23 protein-coding genes are annotated in these 25,953 nt (G+C 71.5%); 5 read left to right on the forward strand and 18 right to left on the reverse strand.

The features are described from left to right. Nucleotides 1-35: 35 nt before the first annotated feature. Nucleotides 36-272, forward strand: a complete 237-nt coding sequence (locus RM609_RS14015; protein ID WP_311611076.1) for a helix-turn-helix domain-containing protein — start codon at nucleotides 36-38, stop codon at nucleotides 270-272. A gap of 546 nt (nucleotides 273-818) precedes the next feature. Here RM609_RS14015 and RM609_RS14020 read toward each other — a convergent pair. From RM609_RS14020 to RM609_RS14055, 8 genes are all read right to left on the reverse strand, one after another. After that, nucleotides 819-2,147: a class I SAM-dependent RNA methyltransferase gene (locus RM609_RS14020; protein WP_311610882.1), complete on the reverse strand. Its 1,329-nt coding sequence runs from the start codon at nucleotides 2,145-2,147 to the stop codon at nucleotides 819-821. Between the two features lie 107 nt (nucleotides 2,148-2,254). Further along, nucleotides 2,255-4,306, reverse strand: coding sequence for an APC family permease (locus RM609_RS14025; protein WP_311610883.1), 2,052 nt, complete (start codon nucleotides 4,304-4,306; stop codon nucleotides 2,255-2,257). 114 nt (nucleotides 4,307-4,420) lie between these two features. Beyond that, nucleotides 4,421-5,524, reverse strand: coding sequence for a cytochrome P450 family protein (locus RM609_RS14030; RefSeq protein ID WP_311610884.1), 1,104 nt, complete (start codon nucleotides 5,522-5,524; stop codon nucleotides 4,421-4,423). Beyond that, nucleotides 5,521-7,020, reverse strand: a complete 1,500-nt coding sequence (locus RM609_RS14035; RefSeq protein ID WP_311610885.1) for a cytochrome P450 — start codon at nucleotides 7,018-7,020, stop codon at nucleotides 5,521-5,523. The genes RM609_RS14030 and RM609_RS14035 overlap by 4 nt, the downstream gene beginning before the upstream one ends. Then, nucleotides 7,017-7,619: a GTP-binding protein gene (locus tag RM609_RS14040; protein WP_311610886.1), complete on the reverse strand. Its 603-nt coding sequence runs from the start codon at nucleotides 7,617-7,619 to the stop codon at nucleotides 7,017-7,019. Before RM609_RS14040 ends, RM609_RS14035 begins: the two co-directional genes overlap by 4 nt. Then, nucleotides 7,597-7,959, reverse strand: coding sequence for a DUF742 domain-containing protein (locus tag RM609_RS14045; RefSeq protein WP_311610888.1), 363 nt, complete (start codon nucleotides 7,957-7,959; stop codon nucleotides 7,597-7,599). The genes RM609_RS14040 and RM609_RS14045 overlap by 23 nt, the downstream gene beginning before the upstream one ends. Further along, nucleotides 7,956-8,387 carry a roadblock/LC7 domain-containing protein gene (locus RM609_RS14050; protein WP_438828436.1) on the reverse strand — a complete coding sequence of 144 codons (432 nt, stop codon included), beginning with the start codon at nucleotides 8,385-8,387 and terminating at the stop codon, nucleotides 7,956-7,958. The genes RM609_RS14045 and RM609_RS14050 overlap by 4 nt, the downstream gene beginning before the upstream one ends. An 8-nt stretch (nucleotides 8,388-8,395) precedes the next feature. Continuing rightward, nucleotides 8,396-10,171, reverse strand: a complete 1,776-nt coding sequence (locus RM609_RS14055; RefSeq protein WP_311610892.1) for an ATP-binding protein — start codon at nucleotides 10,169-10,171, stop codon at nucleotides 8,396-8,398. A gap of 547 nt (nucleotides 10,172-10,718) precedes the next feature. Between RM609_RS14055 and RM609_RS14060 the strand changes: the two genes are divergently transcribed. Next, on the forward strand, nucleotides 10,719-11,387 hold the full coding sequence (locus RM609_RS14060) for a potassium channel family protein (RefSeq protein WP_311610894.1): 669 nt from the start codon (nucleotides 10,719-10,721) through the stop codon (nucleotides 11,385-11,387). Beyond that, on the forward strand, nucleotides 11,384-12,061 hold the full coding sequence (locus RM609_RS14065; RefSeq protein ID WP_311610895.1) for a potassium channel family protein: 678 nt from the start codon (nucleotides 11,384-11,386) through the stop codon (nucleotides 12,059-12,061). Before RM609_RS14060 ends, RM609_RS14065 begins: the two co-directional genes overlap by 4 nt. Nucleotides 12,062-12,153: 92 nt before the next feature. On the opposite strand, the gene RM609_RS14070 is transcribed toward RM609_RS14065, so the two are convergent. From RM609_RS14070 to RM609_RS14085, 4 genes are all read right to left on the reverse strand, one after another. Next, nucleotides 12,154-12,891 (reverse strand): DUF3159 domain-containing protein, encoded by a 738-nt coding sequence (locus tag RM609_RS14070; protein WP_311610897.1) that lies wholly within the window; start codon nucleotides 12,889-12,891, stop codon nucleotides 12,154-12,156. A 3-nt stretch (nucleotides 12,892-12,894) separates the two neighbouring features. After that, a complete protein-coding gene (locus RM609_RS14075) occupies nucleotides 12,895-13,293 on the reverse strand; it encodes an OB-fold nucleic acid binding domain-containing protein (RefSeq protein ID WP_229358002.1) in 399 nt (132 codons plus the stop codon). 106 nt (nucleotides 13,294-13,399) lie between these two features. Continuing rightward, nucleotides 13,400-14,089, reverse strand: a complete 690-nt coding sequence (locus tag RM609_RS14080; protein ID WP_311610898.1) for a response regulator — start codon at nucleotides 14,087-14,089, stop codon at nucleotides 13,400-13,402. A 91-nt stretch (nucleotides 14,090-14,180) separates the two neighbouring features. Next, nucleotides 14,181-16,733 (reverse strand): ATP-binding protein, encoded by a 2,553-nt coding sequence (locus tag RM609_RS14085; RefSeq protein WP_311610899.1) that lies wholly within the window; start codon nucleotides 16,731-16,733, stop codon nucleotides 14,181-14,183. Nucleotides 16,734-17,016: 283 nt separating this feature from the next. Between RM609_RS14085 and RM609_RS14090 the strand changes: the two genes are divergently transcribed. After that, complete coding sequence (locus RM609_RS14090; RefSeq protein ID WP_311610900.1) at nucleotides 17,017-17,556, forward strand: GNAT family N-acetyltransferase; 540 nt, start codon at nucleotides 17,017-17,019, stop codon at nucleotides 17,554-17,556. 9 nt (nucleotides 17,557-17,565) lie between these two features. Here the strand turns inward: RM609_RS14090 and RM609_RS14095 are convergent, their stop codons facing one another. Next, the gene (locus RM609_RS14095; RefSeq protein ID WP_311611077.1) at nucleotides 17,566-19,488 is read right to left on the reverse strand and encodes an NAD-binding protein; all 1,923 of its coding nucleotides are present in this window, start codon (nucleotides 19,486-19,488) and stop codon (nucleotides 17,566-17,568) included. A gap of 182 nt (nucleotides 19,489-19,670) precedes the next feature. Between RM609_RS14095 and RM609_RS14100 the strand changes: the two genes are divergently transcribed. Beyond that, nucleotides 19,671-20,168 carry an 8-oxo-dGTP diphosphatase gene (locus RM609_RS14100; RefSeq protein WP_311610901.1) on the forward strand — a complete coding sequence of 166 codons (498 nt, stop codon included), beginning with the start codon at nucleotides 19,671-19,673 and terminating at the stop codon, nucleotides 20,166-20,168. A 136-nt stretch (nucleotides 20,169-20,304) separates the two neighbouring features. Here the strand turns inward: RM609_RS14100 and kdpC are convergent, their stop codons facing one another. The 5 genes from kdpC to RM609_RS14125 form a co-directional block, all read right to left on the reverse strand. Further along, nucleotides 20,305-20,955: a potassium-transporting ATPase subunit KdpC gene (gene kdpC, locus RM609_RS14105; RefSeq protein ID WP_311610903.1), complete on the reverse strand. Its 651-nt coding sequence runs from the start codon at nucleotides 20,953-20,955 to the stop codon at nucleotides 20,305-20,307. A gap of 4 nt (nucleotides 20,956-20,959) precedes the next feature. Continuing rightward, nucleotides 20,960-23,071 carry a potassium-transporting ATPase subunit KdpB gene (kdpB, locus tag RM609_RS14110; protein ID WP_311610904.1) on the reverse strand — a complete coding sequence of 704 codons (2,112 nt, stop codon included), beginning with the start codon at nucleotides 23,069-23,071 and terminating at the stop codon, nucleotides 20,960-20,962. Then, a complete protein-coding gene (gene kdpA, locus RM609_RS14115; RefSeq protein ID WP_311610906.1) occupies nucleotides 23,068-24,759 on the reverse strand; it encodes a potassium-transporting ATPase subunit KdpA in 1,692 nt (563 codons plus the stop codon). Before kdpA ends, kdpB begins: the two co-directional genes overlap by 4 nt. Before the next feature lie 8 nt (nucleotides 24,760-24,767). After that, nucleotides 24,768-24,857: a K(+)-transporting ATPase subunit F gene (gene kdpF / locus RM609_RS14120; RefSeq protein WP_043188605.1), complete on the reverse strand. Its 90-nt coding sequence runs from the start codon at nucleotides 24,855-24,857 to the stop codon at nucleotides 24,768-24,770. A gap of 324 nt (nucleotides 24,858-25,181) precedes the next feature. Beyond that, nucleotides 25,182-25,952 (reverse strand): DUF3710 domain-containing protein, encoded by a 771-nt coding sequence (locus tag RM609_RS14125; protein ID WP_311610910.1) that lies wholly within the window; start codon nucleotides 25,950-25,952, stop codon nucleotides 25,182-25,184. Nucleotide 25,953: the final 1 nt, after the last annotated feature.

Genomic DNA, 25,953 nt, shown 5'->3' on the forward strand with positions numbered 1-25,953 from the left:
AGGACCCGGCAGAGGGCCGACTCACTTTCACCGAGATGTTCGACCTGCCCGTCGCAGTGGACCTGCGGACGGCGGCCCGAGCACTCGGGATCGGCTCAACGACCGCGTACCGGCTGATCCGCAAAGACGAGTTCCCCTGCCTCGTCCTCCGCGTCGGAGGCAGGTACAGGATTCCGACCAACGAGCTGATGCGCGCCCTGGGGATCGAGGACCGTCCGCTGTACAACGTGGACCCGAAACTGGCCCCGGACGCCCCAGGCGCCAACTTCTGACAAGGAAGAAGAGGGGCCTCGTGTCCCCCACTGCCGTGCGGCCCCGTGGCATCAACTACGAGGCCGCACGGCCCTGCTTCTCCACGCCCCATCCGGTCCGTCACCCGGTGGTGGCCCGCTGAGTCGCCGCGCCCGGATGATCGTGCGCCATGGCAGAGCGGCCTGGTCGACCTGAGGAGAAACCTCAGCCCCGGTTGCGACACAGGGTTCGGGTTCCGCAGGCGGAGGAAGGCCTCCGTATGCCCACGGGGATCGAAGGCAAGGCAGTCGTAGTCCCAGCCCCGGAGACGCCCAACGAGTCGAGAACGAGCACTCCACAGAGCATGAGCAGCCGACCGATAGACGTGACACATCGTCAGAAGCAGCGTCGAAATGACTTCTTGCCATCCCCGCGATGATCGGGCCAGCGAACCCTTCATCCAGCATGACCTCCGCAGAACCGCAGGTCAGAGGCGCGCATCCGTCACGTGACAGGCTCCACGTCATGCACTCCGGGGAAACAGGTCGACCACACCATGCCACACCTGAGCAGCCTAGGAAAACCGGTCAGAGGCCCTTCGCCAGCGGCTTCAGGATCGCCACGCACTCCACATGGTGCGTCATCGGGAACAGGTCGAACGCCCGCAGCTTCACCGGCTCGTAGCCCTCCTCCGCGAAGTACTTGAGGTCGCGGGCAAGCGCCGCCGGGTCGCAGGCCACGTACGCGATGCGCCGCGCCCCCAGGGTGGCCAGGTGGCGGACGGTCTCGCGACCCGCACCAGCGCGCGGCGGGTCCAGGACGACGATGTCGGCGCTGTCGATGCGGGTGCGCGGGAGGACGGATTCGACCTTGCCCTGTTCGATGCGGACGCGGTCCAGGTCGCGGAGGTTGTGGCGGGCGTCCTCTACGGCGCGCTTGCTGGACTCGATGCCGAGGACGGCGCCCTTGTCGCCGACGCGCTCGGCGAGGGAGCCGGCGAAGAGGCCGACGCCGCAGTAGAGGTCGAGGGCCATGTCGCCCTTGCGGGGCATCAGGCCCTGCATGACGGCCTTGACGAGGGTGTCGGCGGCCTGGGGGTGGACCTGCCAGAAGCCGCCGGCGCCGACGCGGTAGGTGCGGTCGTCGGCGCGCTCGCGGACGAAGGCGCGGCCGTGGACGGGGTGGACCTGCTTGTCGCGCTCGCCGATGCGCATGACGGAGACCGGCTTGTCGAGTTCGACGATGGGCAGGCGGCCGCCCGGCTTGGGGGTGAGGATGACCTGGCGGTCGTGGGAGCCGGTGGCGGCGATGGCCTCGACGGAGGCGATCTGGGGCCACTCGCGCTTCTCGATGCCGAGCTCGGTGACGCCCGGGGCCGCGATCATGCAGTGGTCGATGACCTGGACGTCGTGCGAGCGGTGCTTGCGCAGGCCCGCGTGGCCCTCGGCGTCGATCGCGTACTGGACGCGGGTGCGCCAGGCCGGGACCTCGCCCGCCGGGAGCTTGTCGCCCTCGGCCGGCATGACCGTGCCGTCCCAGCCGGCCTCCTCCGGGGTGAGGCCCGCGAGGCGCTGGAGCTGCTCGGCGATGACCTCGCCCTTGAGGCGGCGCTGCGCGCCCGGCTTCGCGTGCTGCCAGTCGCAGCCACCGCACTTGCCCGGGCCGGAGAAGGGGCAGGGGGCCGGGACTCGGTCCTTGGACGCCGAGAGGATCTCCACCGCGTCCGCGCGGAGGAAGCGGGACGTCGACTCGCCCTCCGTCACCCTCGCCACCACGCGCTCGCCCGGCAGCGCGTGGCGTACGAACAGGACCCGGCCCGACTCCGTGCGGGCCACGCAGTGGCCGCCGTGGGCCACCGGGCCGACCTCGACCTCGTACTCGTGGCCGACCAGCGATGCTTCGGTCTCGTGCTGCATGACTGGTCGACTCCAGAAAGTGAAGGGTGCGGCGGGACGCCGCTGGACAACAGCCGTCCAGTTTACGTCCCGCCGCACCCCATCAGCGACATCGGTGCCCCGCGCCGCTACTTCTTCGTCGCGGCCTTTTCCTTCTTCGACTCGGCGACCGGGCCGCGGCGCACCGCGCCCGGCGCGTTCCACTCGGCGCGCTTGCGGGCGCGCCGCTTGGCGGCCTCGGAGGAGTCCAGCTGCCACGGCACGGAGGTGACCATCACGCCGGCGGTGAAGAGCAGGCGGCCCTTCAGGCGCAGGGCGCTCTGGTTGTGCAGCAGGTGCTCGTACCAGTGGCCGACCACGTACTCGGGGATGTAGACGCTGACCGCGTCGCGCGGGCTCTCCTTGCGGAGGCCCTTGACGTAGTCGATGACGGGCCGGGTGATCTCGCGGTAGGGCGAGTCGAGGATCTTCAGCGGGACGTCTATGCCGCGCCGCTGCCACTCGTCGCGCAGGGCCTTGGTCTCGGCCGCGTCGACGCTGATGCTCACGGCCTCCAGGGTGTCGGAGCGCATCAGCTTGGCGTAGGCCAGGGCCCGGAGGGTGGGCTTGTGGATCTTGGAGACCAGGACGATGGAGTGCACCCGGGAGGGGCGGACGGTCTCGTCGCCGGGCTCGTCGGGGGCGGCGATCTCCTCGGCGACCCGGTCGTAGTGGCGCCGGATGGCGGTCATGGTGGCGTAGAAGATCACCATGCCGAGGAGGGCGACCCAGGCGCCGTGGGTGAACTTCGTGACCAGCACGACGACCAGGACCAGGCCGGTGAGGAGGCCGCCGAAGGTGTTGATGGCGCGGGAGCGCATCATGCGGCGGCGCTTGGCTGGGTCGGTCTCGGACCGCAGGAGGCGGTTCCAGTGCCGGACCATGCCGGTCTGGCTCAGGGTGAAGGAGACGAAGACGCCGACGATGTACAGCTGGATCAGCTTGGTGGAGTCCGCGCCGTAGATGTACGTCAGGACGGCGGCGGCGCCGGCCAGCAGCACGATGCCGTTGGAGAACGCGAGCCGGTCGCCGCGGGTGTGGAGCTGGCGCGGCAGGTAGCGGTCCTGGGCGAGGATCGAGCCGAGCAGCGGGAAGCCGTTGTACGCGGTGTTGGCCGCGAGGAACAGCACCAGCGCGGTGGCGGCCGCCAGCACGATGAAGAGGAACGATCCGTTGCCGAAGACGGCCTCGGCGACCTGCGAGATCACCGGGTTCTGGGTGTAGCCGTCGCCGACCGGTGTGCCGTTCTTCAGCAGGTCGGTGGCCGGGTTCTCGGCCATCCGCACCTTGGTGGCCAGGGCCAGGGCGATGATGCCGCAGAACATGGTGACGGCCAGGCCGCCCATCAGGGCCAGGGTGCTGGCGGCGTTCTTGGACTTCGGCTTGCGGAAGGCGGGGACGCCGTTGCTGATCGCCTCGACGCCGGTGAGCGCGGCGCAGCCGGAGGAGAAGGCGCGGAGCAGCAGGAAGACGAGGGCGAAGCCCGCGAGGCCCGTGTGCTCGGCGTTGATCGTGTAGTCGGCGGTGGGGGCCTTCATGGTGTCGCCCGCGACCAGGCCGCGGTAGGCACCCCAGGCGATCATCACAAAGACGCCGCCGACGAAGACATAGGTGGGGATCGCGAAGAGCTTGCCGGACTCCTTGACGCCCCGGAGGTTCATCAGGGTCAGCAGCACGATCACGGCGATGGCGCACGCGGTCTTGTGCTCGACGACGAAGGGGATGGCGGAGCCGAGGTTCTCGATGCCGGAGGCGATGGAGACCGCGACGGTCAGGACGTAGTCGACGAGCAGGGCGCTGGCGACGGTCAGGCCCGCCCTGGGGCCGAGGTTGACGTTGGCGACCTCGTAGTCGCCGCCGCCGCTCGGGTAGGCGTGGACGTTCTGGCGGTACGAGGCGACCACCGTGAACATCAGCACGACGACCGCCACCGCGATCCATGGGCTGAAGTGGTAGGCGGACACGCCCGCCACGGACAGCACGAGAAGCACTTCGCCCGGCGCGTACGCCACGGAGGAGAGCGGGTCGGAGGCGAAGACGGGAAGGGCGATGCGCTTGGGGAGAAGGGTTTCTCCCAGCTTGTTGCTGTGCAACGCCCGGCCGATGAGGATCCGTTTCGGCAGGTCGGTCAGTTTGGACACGCAGAGGATCGTAAGGGTTCGATATGGCCGACGCCCACCCGCCACCCACCGGGAGTCGATCCTGCGTACGCTACGCGATCACTCCCGGTAGGTAAAGGGCAGTTCAAATGCTGACTACGGTCGCAGCCTTACGGGCAGCGCGCGATGGCCGTTGGAGATGAAGGACTCCACCGGGCTGAGCTTGTCCGGGGCCGCCGCCGGCGACATCTCGGGGAAGCGGGCGAAGAGCGCGGGCAGCGCGACGGCCGCCTCCAGCCGGGCCAGCGGGGCGCCGAGGCAGAAATGCACGCCGTGACCGAAGGAGAGGTGCTCCTTGGTGGCACGCATCACATCGAAACGACCGCCGTCGTCGCCGTAGAGACCGGGGTCGCGGCCCGCGGCGGCGTAGGCGGCGACGATGGCGTCGCCCTTGCGCAGCACCACTCCCCCGTCCAGCTCGATGTCCTCCACCGCGTAGCGCAGCGGGAGGTTGGCGACGGGTGCCTGGACGCGCAGGGTCTCCTCGATCACGTCGTCCCAGCCGGCCTTGCCGTCGCGGACGAGGGCGAGCTGCTCGGGGTGGGTGAGCAGGGCGTGGATGGCGTTGTCGAGGAGGTTGACGGTGGTCTCGTGGCCCGCGCCGATCATCAGCAGGAGGGTGTCGACGAGCTCCTGCTCGCCCAGTCTCCCGTCCTCCTCGTCGCGGGCGGAGATCAGCACGCTGGTCATGTCGTCGCCGGGGGTCTCCCGTTTGAGGGCGACGAGGCCGCGCAGCAGGCCGTAGAGCTCGCTGTAGGTGGCGGTGACCTCCTCCGGGTCGGCGGAGGTGTGGAAGATCGAGTCGACGCAGCGGCGCAGGCCCTCCCGCATGGACTCGTCCTCGACGCCGAAGAGCTCGCAGATGACCTGGATGGGGATGGGGTAGGCGTACTCCTCGCGCAGGTCGACGACCGCGCCGGGCGGGGTGGCGTCGAGGCGGTCGAGGAGGTCCGCCGCCATCCGCTCGATCCGCGGGCGCAGGGCGGCGGTGCGGCGGGCGGTGAAGGCCTTGGCGACGAGGGTGCGCAGCCGCTTGTGGTCACTTCCGTAGGCGGTGAACATATTGGTCACCGCGACCCAGGTGTAGAGCGGCCACTCCGGGGAGATCTCGCCGTTGATCCAGGCGGGCCAGTGCCGGTTCGGGTCCTTGGAGACCCTCGGGTCGGTCAGCAGCCGCTTGAGCAGTGGCTGGCTGGTCACTGCCCACGCCACCACGCCCCCAGGAAGCTCCACGGGGACCGCTTCCCCGAGGGCGCGGAGGCGGGCGGCCTCGCCGTGGATGTCACGGCCGGCGGGATCGATGGCGACGGGGCATGTGGGGCGGTCCATCGGCGGTCTCCAGAGGTCTCGGCCGGGGTCGGCGCGGACGGCTGAGGGCGGGGGGCCATACCGGGGTGTACGGGCGGGGGCGCCGGTACGGGGACGGGCACCGGGGGGAAGCGCACCGGCAGCGCGGTGAGCGCGCGGTGGAACGGGCCGGGCCGCCAGACGAGCCGGTCGGCGGGCACGGCCAGCTCCAGGTCCGGGAGCCGGTCCAGCAGCCGCTCGACGGCGGCGGCCGCGATGAGCCGGGCGGGGTCCTTGGCGGGGCAGTGGTGGGGGCCCGCGCTCCAGGCGAGGTGGGCACGGTTGCCGGCCCGGCTGCCGGCCGGGTGGCCGGTGCGCAGGGCGGGGTCGGTGTTGGCGGCGGCGAAGCTGACCACGACGGGCTCGCCCGCGCGCAGCGGGACGTCGCCGAGGCTGTCGTCGGTCAGGGGGTAGTGGACGGCGTAGTTGGCCATGGGCGGGTCGAGCCAGAGGACCTCGTCGAGGGCGTCGTCGACGGGCAGGCTGCCCCCGGCGAGGTCGCCTGCGAAGCGGTCGTCGGAGAGCAGCAGCCGCAGCGCGTTGGCGATCAGGTTCTGCTGGGGCTCGGTGCCCGCGCCGATCAGGACGACGAGCTGATGGAGCATCTCCTCGTCGCTGAGCTGGACGGGGTGGGCCATCAGCCAGGAGATCACGTCCGCACCGGGCTGCCGGCGCTTGAGGGCGATGAGCTCCAGGAGGCTGCTGGTGATCAGGGCGTCGGCGCGCTCGGCGTCGACGCCGTCGAAGATGCCGGAGAAGCCCTCGACGAGCCGGTCGCCGAGCTCGGGCGGGCAGCCGAAGAGCTGCTGGAAGACCAGCAGCGGGAGGGTCTTGGCGTAGCTGCCGAGCAGGTCGGCCTCGCCGAGCGCGGTGAAACGGTCGATGAGGCTGTCGGCGCTGCGCTCGACATAGCCGCGCAGCGCGTTGGGGTCGATCCGGGCGAGGCTGTCGTCGACGGCCTGGCGGTAGCGGCGGTGGTGGTCGCCGTCGGAGAACAGACAGTTGGGCCGGTAGGCCATCATCGGCACCACCGGGTTGTCCGCCTCGACACGGCCGTCGGCGAGGGCGCGCCAGTGGCGGGCGTCCTTGACGAACCGGTCGGGGCTGCGCAGGACCTCCAGCGCGGCGCGGTAGTCGGTGACGAGGACGGCCTTGACCCGGGGGGAGAGCTCCACGGGCGCGGCGGGCCCGTACTGCCGCAGCCGCTGGTAGACGACGTGCGGGTCGGCGGCGAAGTCGGGCCCGTAGAGCGGGGTGTACGTCGCCGGCGGCGCCTGCGAGGGGTGGGGCGTGGGCGGCGCCTGGTGCGCGGGGCACCCGGGGGGTGGTGCGTCCGGGCGGAAGGTCACACGTGCTCCTGGGCGATGCGGGCGCTGAGGTATTCGACGAGGGTGATCAGGGCGCGGGTCGAGGAGACCCGGTCACGGGCGTCACAGGTGATCAGCGGGGTCTCCGGGAGCAGGTCGAGGGCCTCGCGGATCTCCTCGTCGGGGTACGCGGGGGCGCCGTCGAAGTGGTTGACGGCGACCGCGTACGGCAGTCCGAGCTCCTCCAGCAGCCCCATGACCTCGAAGGACTGGTCCAGCCGCCGGGTGTCGGCGAGGACGAGCGCGCCGAGCGCGCCATGGGTCATGTCCTGCCAGAGCCGGGTGAAGCGCTGCTGGCCGGGCGCGCCGAAGAGATAGAGGACGAGGCTCTCGCTGAGGGTGAGCCGGCCGAAGTCCATGGCGACGGTCGTGGTGGTCTTGCCGTCGATACCGGCCAGGTCGTCGACGAACGCGCCGGCCTGGGTCATGGTCTCCTCGGTGCGCAGCGGCCGGATCTCCGACAGCGAGCCGACGAAGGTGGTCTTGCCGACCGCGAAGTGCCCCACGACGAGGATCTTCGCCGCGGTCCGGACGGTACGGGGCAGGTAGACGGCTCCGTCAGAGGCGAGCGCGGAGTCCATCGAGCACCTCCTGGAGGATCTGGGCCTCGGGCAGCTCTGCCGAGGGAATGGGGGCCCGGGTGGAGAGGTGGCCGCTGTCGACGAGATCGCCGAGCAGCACCTTGACGACGCTGACGGGCAGCATCAGATGACCGGCGATCTCGGCGACGGACAGGGCGCCGCCGAGACAGAGCTCCATGAGGGCGTGCTTCTCCGGACTGAGGCCGCCGAGCGGCCGGTCCTCATGCGCCATCACCAGGGTGACGAGGTCAAAGGTGTTGCGCGTGGGGTGGGAGCGGCCCTCGGTGACGACATACGGGCGGACCAGCCCTTTGTCGCGTCGCGGCGCCGGCGGGGTCATGCCTGGCTGCCCGGGCCGCCCTGCCAGGCGCCCATGCCCTGCCGGGGCGGGCTCACCAGTTCCTTGCCGAGCCTGTCGACGGTCTTCTGCATGCGGTAGGTGACGGCTTCCATGTCGACGTTCTCGCTCGCCGAGACGGCGAGGTAGGCGCCGGGGCCGGCGGCGATGAGGAAGACGTAGCCGTGGGCGAACTCGATGAGCGTCTGCCGCCACGGGCTGTCCTGGTTCTGCGGGTGGGTGCAGAACTCGGTGGTGGAGCGGCTGATGGACTGGAGCCCGGAGAGGGCGGCCGCCTGGCGCTCGGCCTCGTCGCGGTCGATGCCCTGGGAGTGGGCGCGCAGCATGCCGTCGGCGGAGAGCAGGATCGCGTGCCGGGCCTCCGGCATCTTGACGACCTCGTCCAGCATCCAGCCCAGCTCTTTGTTCATGTGGTCGTTCACGCGTGCGGGTTCCCTTCGTCTTCTACGGGGGTGGGGGCGTGGGCGTCGGCCTGTGGAAGCCGTTCCGGCAGCGGAAGCTGTTCCGGCAGCGGTCCGGGGCCGGGGACCCGGCCGGCGGGCCGGGCGTCCCGGTCGCCGGGGGCGCCAGGGGCGCCGGGCAGCGGCGGGAAGTGGTGCTCACCGGTGCGGCCGGTGCGGGTGCCGCGGGCGAACGCGCCCATGCGCCGGGCGGTCTCCTCCGCCGAGCGCTCCGGGGGAAGGTCGGTGGGCGGCATCGGCGCGGCCGGCCGGGAGTGACGCTGCTGTCCGGGCGCGGGCTGCCTGCGGCGGCGCTTGGGCAGCCCACCGGCGGTGGAGCCGGTGACGTGCGGGTTGCCGGCGGGGGGCGGGGTGCCGGGGTTGTGCGCGGTGTCGGGGAAGTCGTGTGCGGTGCCGGAGTCGTGCGCGGCGCCGGTGGCATGCGGAGTGGCGGGGTTGTCCGGGGCACCGGGGTGGTTGTGCGCGGTGTCGTGCAGTGCGCCACTGTTGTGAGAGGTACCGGTGCCGGGCGGCTGCGGCGTGGCGTGCGGGGCGGAGCGCGGGATGCCGGCACCTTCGGCGGGCCGGTCCGCGCCTCCGCCGTACGCGGGCGGCTCCTGCGGTGCGTGGGTGCGCTCCGGCTGGCGGGTGCGCGGACGGGAGGGGCCGCGCGGGGCGGGCACGGTCGGGGCGTGCCGCGCCTCCTCGTCCCGGCCGCGCTCCCGCAGGGGCGTCGTGCCGGGCCCGTCCAGCTCCAGCTGGGTGAGCAGCGCGGAGGGCAGGAACAGGACGGCGCGGACACCGCCGTACGGGGAGCGGGTGTCGACCGAGACGCTGAAGCCGTAGCGCGCGGCGAGCACGCCGATCACGGGGAAGCCGAACTGCGGCGGGTCGCCGAGGCGGGAGACGTCCACCGCCTGCCGGCCCGAGAGCATGGCGACGGCTTCCTGGATCTCACGGCCGTCCATGCCCACGCCCGCGTCGTCGATGACGACGCACGCGCCGTTGTGCACCGGCTGGAGGCTGACCTCGACGATGGTGTTGGGCTGGGAGTGGCGGGCGGCGTTGTCGAGGAGCTCGGCGACGGCGAGGACGACGGGCTCGACGACCCGGCTGACGACCGCGAGCTCGTTCTGGCCGCTGTGCACCCGCACGCGGCGGTAGTCGCGGATCCGGGAGGTGGCGCCCCGGACCACGTCGGTCAGCGGGGAGGCGACGCGCTGCCGGCCGGGCCAGGAGCCGCAGAGCACGGCGATGGCCTGTGCGCGCCGGCCGAACTGGGCGTTGGCGTGGTCGATCTCCAGCAGGTCGCGCAGGACGTCGGGGTTGTCGTGCCGCTCCTGCATCTCCGAGATGGCCAGCTGCTGCTCGTGCGCCAGCCCCTGGAGGGCGCGCATGGACGCCTTGAGCGCGGCCTTGGCGGACTGGTCCGCCCGGCTCTGCGCCTTCTCCACGGCCTGGGCGAAGAGGTCCATCACATCCTGGAGGCGCAGCGCGAAGAGGGTGCCGGCGAGCCGCGCGTCGAGCGGCCCGGGCAGCGGCACCTCCTGGTTGACGGCGTCCGCGACGGCGGGCAGCCGGACACCGACCAGATGCCCGATCTCCTCGTCACGTGCCTGGACGCTCTCCTCCAGCTGGGCGACGCGCCTGCGCAGTCCGGCGGTGATCGAGCGCTGACGGGTCAGCAGGACCGCCACGGCGGCCACCGCGACGACCAGACACCAGATCACCACCTGGGATATGTGATCAGACATCAATTCCTCTTGGACGAAGGGGGCTTGCGGTCGGAGGGACAGGTCGGCACCCTGACGTCCCGTCCAGAAGCGGAATACGCGGATCATCCTAACCGCGTACATGACCATGCGTCCGATCTCCGTCACGAGTCCCGAACATGCTTGCGCATGCCTTTCGTCCCTTCAAGGGGATGGGGTTCACGTCACCCCGATCCGGGACCGGCCCAGGACCGTTTCAGGACCGATCCAGGACCGATTCGGGGGTGCCGGGAAGGGCGTCGACGGGGGGTGTCGGCAGGGGCTCCGGGAGGGGTGTGGAACCCCCGTCCGGGGAGGGGCCGCGAGGGTCCGCGGCGCCCGCGGCAGGCCCGGTCGGAGGTCCTGGCGCCCGGTCGTCCGGGGGTTGCGGATACGGTGGTGGCATGCGCTCGGTGCGGACAAAACTCCCATCGAGCACATCGGTCGTACCCTCGGGCCCCCGCCTGTGGGGCCGTGAGTCGAGGAAGAAAGTTGTGAGCAGGGTGTTGGTGCAGGTCAGCGCGGTAGTCCGGAGCTTGGGGCAGGCGTAATGCACATCGTGATCATGGGGTGCGGGCGAGTGGGCTCGGCCCTCGCGCAGACCCTTGAGCAGCAGGGCCACACGGTCGCCGTGATCGACCAGGACCCGACGGCCTTCCGCCGTCTGGGCTCCGGGTTCGGCGGGCGCCGGGTGACCGGCGTCGGCTTCGACCAGGACACGCTGCGTGAGGCGGGCATCGAGGAGGCCGGCGCCTTCGCCGCCGTGAGCAGCGGCGACAACTCCAACATCATCGCGGCCCGGGTGGCCCGGGAGATGTTCGGCGTCGAGAACGTGGCGGCCCGTATCTACGACCCCCGCCGCGCCGAGGTCTACCAGCGGCTCGGCATCCCGACCGTGGCCACCGTGCGGTGGACCGCCGACCAGATGCTGCGGCGGCTGCTGCCGTCGGGCGCGGAGCCGCTGTGGCGCGACCCCAGCGGCGGTGTGCAGCTCGCGGAGGTCCCCATCGCCGAGGCGTGGGTCGGCCACAAGGTGAGCGCCCTCCAGGAGGAGACCGGGGTGCGCGTGGCGTTCCTCACCCGACTGGGCGAGGCGATGCTGCCGACGTCCTCCACGGTGCTTCAGGAGGGCGATCTGGTGCACGTGATGATGCGCACCGACGAGCTCGAGAAGGTCGAAGCGGCCTTCTCGCAGGGGCCCGAGGAGGCTCACCGATGAGGGTTGCCATTGCCGGTGCCGGCGCGGTGGGTCGTTCCATCGCGGGCGAGCTGCTGGAGAACGGGCACGAGGTCCTGCTGATCGACAAGGCCCCCTCGGCCATCTCGGTGGAGCGGGTGCCGCTGGCGGAGTGGCTGCTGGCCGACGCCTGCGAGATCACCTCGCTCGACGAGGCGGCGCTCCAGCGCTGCAATGTGGTCATCGCCGCGACCGGTGACGACAAGGTCAACCTGGTCGTCTCGCTGCTCGCCAAGACCGAGTACGGGGTGCCCCGGGTCGTGGCCCGGGTGAACAACCCCAAGAACGAGTGGCTCTTCAACGAGTCCTGGGGCGTGGACGTCGCCGTCTCCACCCCGCGTCTGATGTCGGCGCTGGTCGAGGAGGCCGTGAGCGTCGGCGACCTGGTGCGGCTGCTGCGTTTCAGCCAGGGCGACGCCAACCTCGTCGAGCTCACCCTGCCGCCGGAGTCGGCCCTGGCCGGCATCCGCGTCGGCGACGTGGACTGGCCGGAGGACACCTCGCTGGTCACCATCATCCGCGGCAACCGCGTGCTCACCCCCAACCGGGAGGACGCGCTGGAGGCCGGCGACGAGCTGCTGTTCGTGGCCGCCCCGGCCCGCGAGGAGCAGCTGGAGGACCTGCTGTCGGTGCGCCGCGAGGCCACTGCCGACTGAGTCCGGTCCGTACGGACCTTGCGTACGTGGAGGGCCCCCCCGGGAATAGTCCCGGGGGCCCTCCACGTCGTTCAGGGCGGTCGTACGGCCGCTCAGCGGGCCGTCGCCTCGGCCTCGCGCTCGCGCTCCGCGCGCTCGGCCGCCTCCATCTCCGCGAAGACGTCGATCGGCGGCGGGGCCTTGGAGAGGAAGATCCAGGTCAGATAGACCGACAGCAGCATCGGCGGGATGCCGAGGGCCACCTTCACCCAGCCCAGCTGGGTGACGTCACCCCACCAGTAGAGGGGGAAGAGCACCGCCGACTTGGCGAGCAGGATCAGCCCCCAGGCCCAGCTGGCCTTGGTGTAGGCGACCTTCCGGCCGGGGTTGCGGGTGCGCCAGGAGAGGTTCTCCTTGAACACCGGGCCCAGGATCAGGCCCATCAGCGGATAGCCGGCCACGGCCGAGACGATGTATCCCACCGCCAGGCCCAGGGAGTAGAGCATGCCCGGCAGGTAGAAGTTCTTGGCGTCGCCGGACATCATCGCGAAGACCGCGCCGAAGGCCACGCCGAAGACACCGCTGAAGGCGTGCTTGAGGGTGTCCTTGCGGACCAGGCGGGCGACGCCCAGGAGGAGCGAGAGGCCCAGCGCGGCTATGGCCGCGACGTGGATGTCGCGCTTGACCGTGTAGATCGCGACGAAGACCAGACCGGGAACGGTGGTCTCCACCATGCCGCGCACGCCGCCGAAGGCCTCGAAGAGGGCGGCCTCGGTGGCCGCCCTCGAGTCCGCGCCCTGCGCGTCCGGCGTCGCTTCCTGCTGGTCCGTCGGCTTGTCGAAGGACGGCAACGGCTACTCCTGTCCGAGCGGTCGGAGTTCGTATCGGGGATTGAACAGCACCCTCCGGCCGCGGCTCATGGAGATCCTCCCGGAGGCGATCAGCTTACGGCCGGGCTCTATGCCCGCGATGGAGCGGCGGCCCAGCCAGACCACGTCGAGCGCGGCCGAGCCGTCGAACAGCTCCGCCTCCAGGGCGGGCACCCCGGCGCGGGGCCGGAGGGTGACCGTCCGTAGCGTACCGGTGACCTTGACGATGTCACGGTCGTCGCAGTCGCAGATTCGGGTGCAGCCCGTGGCCTCCGTGTCCTGCTGAAGCTCGGCGTGGTGGAGCTCCTCCTGGGAGGACGACAGCCGGTCGAGCATCCGGCGGAAACGGCCGGTCGGCTTCTCGGAACGGGGTACGGCACTCATGTCCCCAGCGTACCGGGGGCCCACGCCGACGGGATCAGTCCCGACGGGCCCGGCGCGGTCCCCTCACACCCCGAACCGGTCCCCCTCACACCTCGGACCGGTCCCCTCACACCTCGAACCGGTACCCCATCCCCGGCTCCGTGATGAAGTGCTTCGGGTGCGACGGATCGAGCTCCAGCTTGCGGCGGAGCTGGGCCATGTATACCCGCAGGTAGTTCGTCTCCGTCCCGTACGACGGCCCCCAGACCTCCTGAAGCAGCTGCTTCTGGCTGACGAGACGGCCCGTATTGCGTACCAGCACCTCCAGCAGGTGCCACTCCGTCGGCGTGAGGCGTACGTCCTTGCCGCCGCGGTTGACCTTCTTCGCCGCGAGGTCGACCGTGAAGCCCTCGGTCTCGACGATCGCGTCGTCGCCCGCCGCCGACACGCCCGTCGGCTCGGCCCGCCGCACCGCGGCCCGCAGCCGGGCCAGCAGCTCGTCCATGCCGAACGGCTTGGTGACGTAGTCGTCGGCGCCCGCGTCGAGCGCCTCGACCTTCTCGTCGGAGGTCTGGCGGGCGGAGAGGACCAGGATCGGCACCCGGGTCCAGCCGCGCAGGCCCTTGATCACCTCGACGCCGTCCATGTCGGGCAGGCCGAGGTCGAGGATGACCACGTCGGGGTGGCGCGCGGCGGCGAGCTGGAGTGCTGTGGCGCCGTCGGGCGCGGCGTCGACCTCGTACTTCCGCGCCTTGAGGTTGATCACGAGCGCGCGCACGATCTGCGGCTCGTCATCCACCACGAGCACCCGGTTCATGCTGAACCACCTCTGCTGTTCATGCGGGCCCCGCCATGGGAGCCCGGGATTCCGTCGGGGTTGGTACGGGGGCCGCGCCCCGGTCCGGGCCTCACGAGGTGGCCTGGGCCGGGAGGTCCGGCCGTACGGGCGGCCGGCCGGCGGCCGCCCGCAGGGTCAGGACCATGGTCATCCCGCCGCCGGGGGTGTCCTCGGCGGCCAGTGTGCCGCCCATGGACTCGGCGAAGCCGCGGGCGACCGCGAGACCGAGGCCGACGCCGGCGCCGCGCGGCGCGTCGCCGTAACGCTGGAAGGGCTCGAAGATGCGGTCCTTGGCGCTGTCCGGGACGCCGGGCCCCTGGTCGGCGACCCGCACCTCGACCCGGTCCCCCAGGGCGCTGGCGGACACCAGGACGCGTGAGCCGTCGGGGCTGTACTTGACCGCGTTCTCCACGATGTTCGCCACGGCGCGCTCCAGGAGGCCCGGGTCGACGGCCACCATCGGCAGCGTCTCGGGGATGTCGAGAATGACGCTGCCCTCGGGGACGCCGCCCAGTGCCATCGGGACCACCTCGTCGAGGTCGATCTCCCTGATCAGCGGGGTGACGGTGCCGGTCTGGAGGCGGGACATGTCGAGGAGGTTGCCGACGAGGTGGTCGAGCCGGTCGGCGCCGTCCTCGATGCCGGCCAGCAGCTCGGCCTCGTCTTCCTCCGACCAGGCGACGTCGTCGGAGCGCAGCGAGGTGACGGACGCCTTGATGCCGGCCAGCGGGGTCCGCAGGTCGTGGCTGACGGCGGCCAGCAGGGCGGTGCGGATGCGGTTGCCCTCGGCGAGCGCGCGGGCCTCCTCCGCCCGGTCCACCAGTCGCTGCCGGTCCAGGACGACCGCGGCCTGCGCGGCGAAGGCGGCCAGCACCCGGCGGTCCTCGGCGGGCAGCACCCGGCCGGAGAGGGCGAGGGCCATGTTGTCGCCGACGGGCATGTCGACGTCGGCGTCCTCGGGGCGCAGCAGGGGCTTGCCGTTGTTGGTGACGACGCTGCTCGCGCAGGTCCAGGGGTCGACCTCGCTGGCGCGCTCCAGCAGCGCCACCGACTCCATGCCGAAGGTCTCGCGGACCCTCTCCAGCAGGGCGTCCAGGCTCGTCTCGCCGCGCAGGACGCTGCCGGCCAGGAAGGAGAGGATCTCCGACTCCGCGCGCAGCCGCGCGGCCTGGTGGGTGCGGCGGGCGGCGACGTCGACGACGGATGCCACGGAGATCGCCACGAAGACGAAGATCGTGATCGCGACGATGTTCTTGCTGTCCGTGATCGTCAGCCGGTGGACGGGCTCGACGAAGTAGTAGTTGAGCAGGAGCGAGCCGAAGGCCGCCGACGCCAGGGCCGGGAACATGCCGCCCAGGAGGGCCGCGCCGACCGTCGCGCACAGGAACATCAGCATGTCGTTGGCGAGCCCGAGGTCCGGGACGACGCGCGTCAGCAGCAGGCTGAGCAGTGCCGGGCCGGCCACGCCGACCAGCCAGCCGGCCACGATCCGTCCCCGGCCGAGCCGGGCGCCGCGGGCCACGGGCAGGCCGCGGCCCTTGGCGACCTCGCCGTGGGTGACGATGTGGACGTCGAGGTCGGGGCCGGAGTCCCGGGCGACGGTCGCGCCCACGCCGGGCCCGAAGATGTACTGCCAGGTCTTGCGGCGGCTGGAGCCGAGCACGATCTGGGTGGCGTTCACCCCGCGCGCGAACTCCAGCAGCGAGGCCGGGACGTCGTCCCCTATGACGTGGTGGAAGGTGCCGCCCAGGTCCTCGACCAGGGTTCGCTGGACCGCCAGCTCCTTGGGGGAGGCCGAGGTCAGCCCGTCGCTGCGGGCGATGTACACCGCGAGGATCTCGCTGCCGGAGCCCTTGGCCGCCATGCGGGAGGCGCGGCGGATGAGCGTACGGCCCTCGGGGCCGCCGGTGAGGCCGACGACGATGCGCTCACGGGCGTGCCAGATCGTCGAGACGTCGTGCTCGGTGCGGTACTGGCGGAGGTACTCGTCGACCCGGTCGGCCGTCCACAGCAGGGCCAGCTCGCGCAGGGCGGTCAGATTGCCGGGGCGGAAGTAGTTGGAGAGGGCCGCGTCGACCTTGTCGGGTTTGTAGATGTTGCCGTGCGCCATGCGGCGGCGCAGGGCCTGCGGCGACATGTCGACCAGCTCTATCTGGCCCGCGCGGCGCACGACTTCGTCGGGGACGGTCTCGCGCTGGCGGACGCCCGTTATCGACTCGACCACGTCGCCCAGCGATTCCAGGTGCTGGATGTTGACGGTGGAGACCACGTCGATGCCGGCCTGGAGCAGCTCCTCGACGTCCTGCCAGCGCTTGGTGTTGCGGGAGCCGGGGACGTTGGTGTGGGCGAGCTCGTCCACGAGGGCGACGGCCGGGCGGCGGGCGAGGAGCGCGTCCACGTCCATCTCGGTGAAGCGCGAGTCCCGGTAGACGAGCTCCCGCCGGGGCACCTCCTCCAGGCCGTGGAGCATGACCTCGGTGCGCGGACGGTTGTGGTGCTCCACGAAACCGACCACGACGTCCGTGCCACGCTCGACCCGGCGATGCGCCTCGGAGAGCATCGCGTAGGTCTTGCCGACGCCCGGTGCCGCGCCTAGGTAGATCCGGAGGTTGCCGCGTCCCATGGCCCCTATTGTCTTTCACGAGTCACGGCGGTGTGCAGGCTGCCGTGTATTCCCCGACCTTACGGCCAGGGTTTTGGACATTTCGGGCGGTAGTCGGTCGGGCGGCAGGTATTGACGCAGTCCTGACGCCTCGGGCCGTAACCGCCCGCCCGCAGGTCGGAGGCGTGGTGACGGCCGGGGGCGGGGAAATCCGGTGCGGCACTCCGGTCGCCCGGCGACAATGACGCGGCGGGACCCCCACACACCGACGTTCCATCCCCGCCGACGCGAGGAGGCCTCCACCATGCCCGAGCCGCGCACCGCGCACACCTCCGACCTCACCTCCGCCGAACTGGCCACGATCCGAGCCTTGCTGGACGACGCCTTCGGCGACCGCTTCACGGACGACGACTGGGACCACGCGGTGGGTGGCATGCACGCCATGGTGTGGGAGGACGGCGTCCTCCTCGCCCACGGCTCGCTGGTGCAGCGCCGGCTGCTGCACGGCGGGCGCGCGCTGCGCACGGGCTACGTCGAGGCCGTGGCCGTGCGCGCGGACCGCCGCCGCGAGGGCCTCGCTTCGGCGGTGATGACGGCGCTGGAGGGGGTGCTGCTGCGGGGCGCCTACGAGCTGGGTGCCCTCGGCTCCGGGGAGGCGGCGGCTCCGCTGTACACGGGCCGGGGCTGGCGCCTGTGGCGGGGTCCGCTGTCGGTTCTCGCCCCGTCGGGGATGCGGCGGATCCCGGAGGAGGACGGGAGCGTCTATGTCCTTCCGGTGGCCGCGCCGGGGCCGGACCTGGACGGCGAGCTCGTCTGCGACTGGCGGCCGGGCGACGTGTGGTGAGCCGGCGGGTCAGCCGGTCCGGCCGCCGTCCGCGTCCGTACGGGAGTGGGGCCGGCGGCCCAGCAGGTCCGCCAGCCCCTCCCGGGTCGCGGCCACGATCACCTCGTCCCCGGGGCCCAGGACCTGCCCGGGCGGTGGGTCCCAGCGCGGCGTCGCCTCCGGGCCGCACAGGGCGAGGACCCGCCAGGCGCCGGGGCGGGACGCCTCCCCCGCCGTACGGCCTTCGAGCGCGGCGTGGCCCTCGACCTCCACGGCGGCGATGAGGACGACCTTCCGTTCCACGGGGACCGCCCCCAGGATCCGACGGCCCATCATCGCGCCCGCGAAAGCCGGGGCCGCCAGGGAGGAGACGCTGCGGCTGCGGGTGAGCGCCTGGGGGTGGGAGTCCCGCAGGGTGCGGTAGACCGCGCCGGCGAAGCGGTCGTCGTACAGCCGCATGACCACTCGAAGGTCGGGTTTGACGCCTCGCGCGTACAGAACGGCTTCCAGGTTCGTGATGTCGCTACTGGTCAGCGCCAGCAGGGTCCGGCTGTCGGCGATCTTGGCCGCCTCCAGGACGCCCTCCTCCGTGATGTCACCGATGATCGTGGGGACCCGGAGCGAGCGGGCCAGGGCGACGCCCCGGGCCTGTGGATCGCGCTCCACACAGACCACCGGGATGCCGAGCTCCCGGAGCCGGGCCAGCACCCGCGCCCCGATCTTGCCGAGCCCCAGCAGCACCACATGCCCGGACAGCCCGCGCGGCACCCGCGCCAGCGCCGAGGCGGACCGGAACGTACCGAGGCCCTCCAGGCCCGCCGCCACCAGCAGCGGCAGCAACAACAGCCCCAGCAGCCCGGACAGCAGCTGGAGGATCTGCCGCCCCATGGGCTGCCCGATGGCCGGGTCGTTGATGGCGAAGAGGTCCAGGAGGGACAGATACGCCGCGTGCACCGGCGCCTCACCCGTCACCAGCCACGACGCGACCGCCAGCCCGCACACGGCCGCCGCCAGCCCCACCAGCGCCCAGCGCAGCCGCGGGGAGAAGAACGAACCCAGCGGCAGACTGCGCGCCGCCGCGAACCGCGAGGACGGCGGCGGTGGCGGCGCCGCGTACCGCACGGTCTCCAGCACGACGCGCCCCCGGCGTCCGGCCCGTGCCACCTGTCGCTCGTCGGGCAGCAGCACCGGCCCGTCGCCGTCCGAGAGCAGGGCGAGGATGACCGTCCCGGGCCCGGTGTCGTCCCCGCCCTGCCCCGGGGACGGCGCGGGCCGTTCCACGGCCCGCAGCAGCAGGTCCCCCGCCTCGATGGCCTTGCTGGTGCCCGTCACGGCGGCGGCCACCAGTGCCGGGGCGGCGGTGTCGGCGTCGGAGAGCACCGTGGTGGTCCCGGCGTCCGCGTCGCCCACGAGGGCGGCCTGGTCGAGGAGCTCCTCCAGGTACTGGCCGAGACGGCGGTTGTAGAGCCGGATGACCAGCCGCAGCCGGGGGTTGAGCCGCCGGGCGCGCATCGCGGCGTTGACGTTCGTCTCGTCGTCGTCATGGACGAGCGCCAGCGCGACGGCCCGTTCGACACCGGCCTCCGTCAGCGCCTCGTCGTCGGGCTCGACGGCCTCCACGACCCGTACCGCCCCACCGGACGAACCGTCGGGCCCGGTCGCCCGGTTGGAGCCGGTCGCCCTGCCGCTGGATCCGGTCGCCCTGTTGGCGCCGGACGAACCATTGGGACCGGACGAGCCATTGGGACCGGACGAGCCATTGGGGCCGTTCACGCCCCGTCCGACCGCGCCGGTCACCCGTCCGAAGAGCGCGGCGGCCCGTCCCGCCACCGCCACGGGGCGACGCCGGTCGTCGCGGGCGGGCGGCAGCACCAGGACGACCCGCTCGCCGTGCACACCGGACAGCTCCGCCGCGAGCCGGGGCGCCAGGCCGTCGTCACCGCACACGATCATGTGCGGTGCGGGCGAGGTGACATGGGACTGCTGAGGTAAGGAGGCCACGCCCCTACAGTGCCCTGCCGCGGCCCGGAACGCCGCGCGTTTTCCCTCCGGCGCGCGGGCCTGCCCCGCCTATGGGTGGGGCAGGTGGGGCGAACACAAGCCGTGCCGCCCAGGAGTGCGCCATGATGCGGGGCATGACCTTGACGCCGATGTGCCTGTGCCTGGTGACCCGGACCGCCGCCGACGGTGAACGGGAGGTCCTGCTCGGCCGGAAGAAGCGGGGCTTCGGCACGGGCAACATCGTGGGCCTCGGCGGCCACGTGGAGGTCGGGGAGAGCCCCGAGCGGGCCGCGGTGCGCGAGCTGCGGGAGGAGTCCTCGCTGGTCGCGCCCGAGTCGGCGCTGCGACCGGCGGCGAAGCTCGTCTTCCGCTTCCCGGCCCGCCCGGACCACGACCAGGAGGTGACCGTCTTCGTCACCGACACCGCCACCGGTACCCCGCGCGAGTGCGACGAGATCGCGCCCGCCTGGTACCCGGTGCGCGCGCTGCCGCTGGGGGCCATGTGGGACGACGCCGGGCACTGGATGCCCGATGTGCTCGAAGGGCGCTACGTCGACGCCGAGTTCGTCTTCGCCGACGACTGCCTGACCGTCGCCACGGCACAGGTCCGGGCGGAGCCGGTGGCGGGCTGACGACAGCCACTGAGCCTATGGGGCGTCACGGACAGGCGTCCGAACGGCGAACGGCCCGGCCCCCGGTCACCGCGGACGCGCGAGGTGACAAGGGGGCCGGGCCGTCGGTGCCTGACGCGGCTTACCGGAAGGGACATCAGCCCTTGGCGAGCTCCTTCAGGGCCACGTTGAGCTGGAGCACGTTGACGTGCTCGTCGCCCATGAAGCCGAGGATCCGGCCGTCCACGTGGTCCTCGACCAGCTTCTCGACCTTGGCCTCCGGCAGCCCGTTGGCCTTCGCCACGCGCTTGGCCTGGAGCCGGGCGTAGTCCGGGGAGATGTGCGGGTCGACGCCGGAGGCGGAGGCCGTCAGGGCGTCCACCGGCACCGAGGCCGGGGAGGCGCCGTTGAAGGCGGCGACGTCCGCGCGGCGCTGCTCGACGTTGGAGAGCAGGACCTTGCTGTCGGCGGCGAGGTTCGAGGCACCGGAGACCAGCAGCTTGTACTGGGTGTTCTCGGTGTTGGGACCGGCCGCCGAGGGGCGGGGCTGGAAGTACTTGGGGTCCGGCAGAGGGTTGCCGTCCTTGTCCTTCTTGTCCGCGAGGTTGAAGCTCTGGCCGAGCAGCTCGGAGCCCACGGACTTGCCGTCGACCTTGATCTCGGAGCCGTTGGCCTTGTCGTTGAAGGCCGCCTGGGCGATGCCGGTGACGACGAGCGGGTAGATCACACCGCAGATGACCGTGAGGACGAGCAGGGCGCGGAGCCCGGCGCCGACCAGCCGGATCGTGTTCTGTACGGAGTTGTTCATGACGTCACCCGATGCCAGGGATGAGGGAGATGAGCAGGTCGATGATCTTGATGCCGATGAACGGGGAGATCAGGCCGCCCAGTCCGTAGATCAGCAGGTTGCGGCGGAGCATGGCGTCCGCGCTCATCGGGCGGTAGCGCACGCCCTTGAGGGCGAGCGGCACCAGGGCCACGATGATCAGCGCGTTGAAGATGACGGCCGACAGGATCGCGGACTTCGGCGACTCCAGGCTCATGATGTTGAGCTTGTCGAGGCCGGGGTAGGCGACGGCGAACATCGCGGGGATGATCGCGAAGTACTTCGCGACGTCGTTGGCGATGGAGAAGGTGGTCAGCGCGCCACGGGTGATCAGCAACTGCTTGCCGATCTCGACGATCTCGATGAGCTTGGTGGGGTTGGAGTCCAGGTCCACCATGTTCCCGGCCTCCTTGGCGGCCGAGGTGCCGGTGTTCATGGCCACGCCCACGTCCGCCTGGGCCAGCGCCGGGGCGTCGTTGGTGCCGTCGCCGGTCATGGCCACGAGCTTGCCGCCGGCCTGCTCCCGCTTGATGAGCGCCATCTTGTCCTCGGGCGTGGCCTCGGCCAGGAAGTCGTCGACTCCCGCCTCCTCCGCGATGGCCCGAGCCGTCAGCGGGTTGTCACCCGTGATCATGACGGTCTTGATGCCCATGGCGCGCAGCTCGTCGAACCGCTCGCGCATGCCTTCCTTGACGACGTCCTTCAGGTGGATGACGCCCAGGACGCGGGGGCCCTTGTCGTCCTCGACCGCGACGAGGAGCGGGGTGCCGCCGGCCTGCGAGATGTCGTCGGTGAGCTTGGTGGCGTCCTCGGCGACGGTGCCGCCGCGCTCCTCCACCCAGGCCACGACCGAACCGGTCGCGCCCTTGCGGACCTTGCGGCCGTCGACGTCCACACCGGACATCCGGGTCTGGGCGGTGAAGGGGATCCACTCGGCGCCGACGAGCTCGCCCTCGTGGCGCTCGCGCAGGCCGTACTTCTCCTTGGCGAGGACGACGATCGAGCGGCCCTCGGGCGTCTCGTCGGACAGCGAGGAGAGCTGGGCGGCGTCGGCCACCTCGGCGGCCATGGTGCCCTTGACGGGCACGAACTCGGCCGCCTGGCGGTTGCCGTAGGTGATGGTGCCGGTCTTGTCGAGCAACAGCGTCGAGACGTCGCCCGCGGCCTCCACCGCGCGCCCGGACATCGCCAGGACGTTGCGCTGGACGAGCCGGTCCATGCCGGCGATGCCGATCGCGGAGAGCAGCGCGCCGATGGTCGTCGGGATGAGGCAGACGAGCAGGGCGGCCAGCACGATCATCGTCTGCTCGGCGCCCGCGTAGATCGCGAAGGGCTGGAGGGTGACGACGGCGAGCAGGAAGACGATGGTGAGCGAGGCCAGCAGGATGTTGAGGGCTATCTCGTTCGGCGTCTTCTGGCGGGCGGCGCCCTCGACCAGGTTGATCATCCGGTCGATGAAGGTCTCGCCCGGCTTGGTCGTGATCTTGATGACGATGCGGTCGGAGAGGACCTTCGTACCGCCGGTGACGGCCGAGCGGTCGCCGCCGGACTCCCGGATGACCGGGGCCGACTCGCCGGTGATGGCCGACTCGTCGACGGAGGCCACGCCCTCGACGACGTCGCCGTCGCCCGGGATGATGTCGCCCGCCTCGCAGACGACCAGGTCGCCCACGCGCAGCTCGGTGCCGGGCACCGACTCCTCGCCGCCGTCGCCGGTCATCCGGCGCGCGACCGTGTCGGTCTTGGCCTTGCGCAGGGTGTCGGCCTGGGCCTTGCCGCGGCCCTCGGCGACGGCCTCGGCGAGGTTGGCGAACAGGACGGTCAGCCACAGCCAGATCGTGATCGTCCAGCCGAACCAGTCGCCCGGGTTCTTCAGCGCCAGGCCGGTGGTGACCACCGAGCCGACCTCGACCACGAACATGACCGGGGACTTGACCATGACCCGGGGGTCGAGCTTGCGGAAGGCGTCCGGCAGGGACTTGACCAGCTGGGCGGGGTCGAAGAGCCCGCCGGAGACCCGGCCGGCCTCCTGGTCGCCGTGCGGGTGGACGTCCTTGGGGTCCTCGGATTCGGTACGGACAGGGGTGGTCGTGCTCATGAGAGTCCCTCCGCCATCGGGCCAAGGGCCAGGGCCGGGAAGTAGGTCAAGCCGGTGATGATGAGGATCGCGCCGACGAGCAGGCCCGCGAAGAGCGGCTTCTCGGTGCGCAGGGTTCCCGCCGTCTCGGGGACGGGCTTCTGCTCGGCGAGCGAACCGGCCAGCGCCAGGACGAAGACCATCGGCAGGAAGCGCCCGAGCAGCATCGCGAGGCCGATCGTGGTGTTGTACCAGGGCGTGTTCGCGTTGAGGCCGGCGAAGGCGGAGCCGTTGTTGTTGGCGCCGGAGGTGAAGGCGTAGAGGACCTCGGAGAAGCCGTGGGCGCCGCTGTTGTGCACCGAGTTGCCCGCGGTGTTGAGGATCGACTCCGGCGGCGAGGCCAGCGCCATGGACAGCGCGGTGAAGCCGAGGACCAGGGTCGGGGTGATGAGGATGTAGCACGCGGCGAGCTTGATCTCACGGGTGCCGATCTTCTTGCCGAGGTACTCGGGCGTACGGCCGACCATCAGGCCCGCGATGAAGACCGCGATGATCGCCATCACGAGCATGCCGTAGAGGCCGGAGCCCACGCCGCCGGGCGCGATCTCGCCGAGCATCATGCCCAGCAGGGTGATGCCGCCGCCGAGGCCGGTGAAGGAGGAGTGGAAGGAGTCCACCGCACCGGTCGAGGTGAGCGTGGTCGCGGTCGCGAAGATCGCGGAGGCGCCGACGCCGAAGCGCTGTTCCTTACCCTCCATCGCGCTGCCGGCGGCCTGGAGCGCCGCGCCGTGGTGCGCGTACTCGGTCCACATCATCAGCGCGGTGAAGCCGAGCCAGATGACGCCCATCGTCGCCAGGATCGCGTAGCCCTGCTTGACGTTGCCGACGAGCTTGCCGAAGGTGCGGGTCAGCGCGAAGGGGATGACGAGGATCAGGAACGGCTCGAAGAGGTTGGTGAAGGCGTTGGGGTTCTCGAACGGGTGGGCGGAGTTGGCGTTGAAGTAGCCGCCGCCGTTGGTGCCGAGCTCCTTGATGACCTCCTGCGAGGCCACGGCGCCGCCGTTGACCTGCTGGGTGCCGCCCGCCAGCTGCCCGATGTCGTGGATGCCGGCGAAGTTCTGGATGGCGCCGCACGCGACAAGGATCAGCGCGCCGACCACCGAGAGGGGGATCAGGACGCGGATCGTGCCGCGCACCAGGTCGGCCCAGAAGTTGCCCAGCTCGCCGGTGCGGGAGCGGGCGAAGCCCCGGACGAGGGCGACGGCCACGGCCATGCCGACGGCGGCCGAGACGAAGTTCTGCACCGCGAGGCCGAGCGTCTGCACGGCGTGGCCCATGGACTGCTCACCGGAGTACGACTGCCAGTTGGTGTTGGCCACGAACGAGGCGGCGGTGTTGAACGCCTGGTCCGGGCTGATCGCGTGGAAGCCGAGCGAGAGCGAGTCGGGCAGCACGCCCTGGACCCGCTGGAGCAGATAGAGGAAGAGGACGCTGACGGCGGAGAAGGCGAGAATGCCGCGCAGATAGGCGGGCCAGCGCATTTCCGCGTCGGGGTCGGCGCCTATCAGGCGGTAGACCCATTTCTCGGCGCGCAGGTGCTTCTCGGAGCTGTAGACGCGGGCCATGTAGTCGCCGAGCGGGACGTAGGCCAGGGCCAGCGCGCCCGTGAGCGCGACGAGCTGAAGAATTCCGGAGAGGACGGGACTCATGTCTGTGCTCAGAACCTCTCCGGGAAAACGAGGGCGAGGATCAGGTAGCCCAGCAGGGCGACGGCCACGACGAGGCCGACGATGTTCTCGGCGGTCACAGCTTCGTCACCCCCTTGGCGACGAGAGCCACCAGCACGAAGACCGCGACGGTGGTGACGACGAAGGCCACATCGGCCATCGTGTGCTCCTAGAGAGGTTCGGGAGAACGGACCTCTAGAGGAAACCTCCACTACCGCCCGGTAGCGCTTCCGTTGACGCCTCCCTTACGGCCATTAGCGCCCCCTTGACGAGATCCTTACGCGGACCTCGCGGACCTGCGAAAACGCTTCGGAAACGCCACTGGGCCGGAACCCGTATTACGGGTTCCGGCCCAGTGAAACGGCATGTTCCGGCCGCCCGGCGGCCGGAGGAGGCCCTCGGCGTCAGCGGATCTCGGAGATCTCCGGGCCGCGCTGGAGACGGTCCACGCCGCCCGCGAAGCGGGAGCCCGGCTCCTCCTGCTGCTGGAGCCCCTCGGCCACCATCTGCGCGTCGTCGGGCAACTTCAGGACGATCGGGTCGCGCGGCGCCATCGGGGACTCCCCGCGCACCACGACGGTGTCCCGGAAGACCTGCTCCAGCAGCCCGGCGGTCTGCGGCTGCACCGCGCCCTGGCCGGAGATCACACCGCGCAGGAACCAGCGCGGACCGTCACAGCCGATGAAACGGACGAGCTGGACGCCCTGAGTGCCGTCCGGCAGCGCCACGGGCACCTGGGCCCGCAGCTCCCAGCCGAGCGACCCCTCGACCTCGTCCACGACACCGCCCTGCTGGGTGATGCCGGCCGCGATCTCCTCGCGGACCTCGCCCCAGATGCCCTCGCGCTTGGGGGCGGCGAACGCCTGGAGCTGAACGGCGCTGTCGCGCAGCACCACGGTCGCGGCGACGATGGCGTCACCGGCGACCTCGACCCTCAGCTCCATGCCCTCGACGCCGGGCACGAACAGTCCGCCCAGGTCCACCCGGCCCTCGGCGGGGTCCCCGACCTCGGAGGCGTCCCACGGACCGTCGGGGCGCGGCCCCGGCTCCAGCCGGATCCGGCTCTCGGCCGCGGTGGCCTCTGCGGCCCGGGAGTCCTCAGTCAACTCCTCGGAGGCCACGTCGTCGATACGATCGACAACGTCCTCGCTGCGCTTGCGGCGACGACCGAACACG

This window comes from Streptomyces hesseae (assembly GCF_031845785.1).
GTDB lineage: Bacteria > Actinomycetota > Actinomycetes > Streptomycetales > Streptomycetaceae > Streptomyces > Streptomyces hesseae.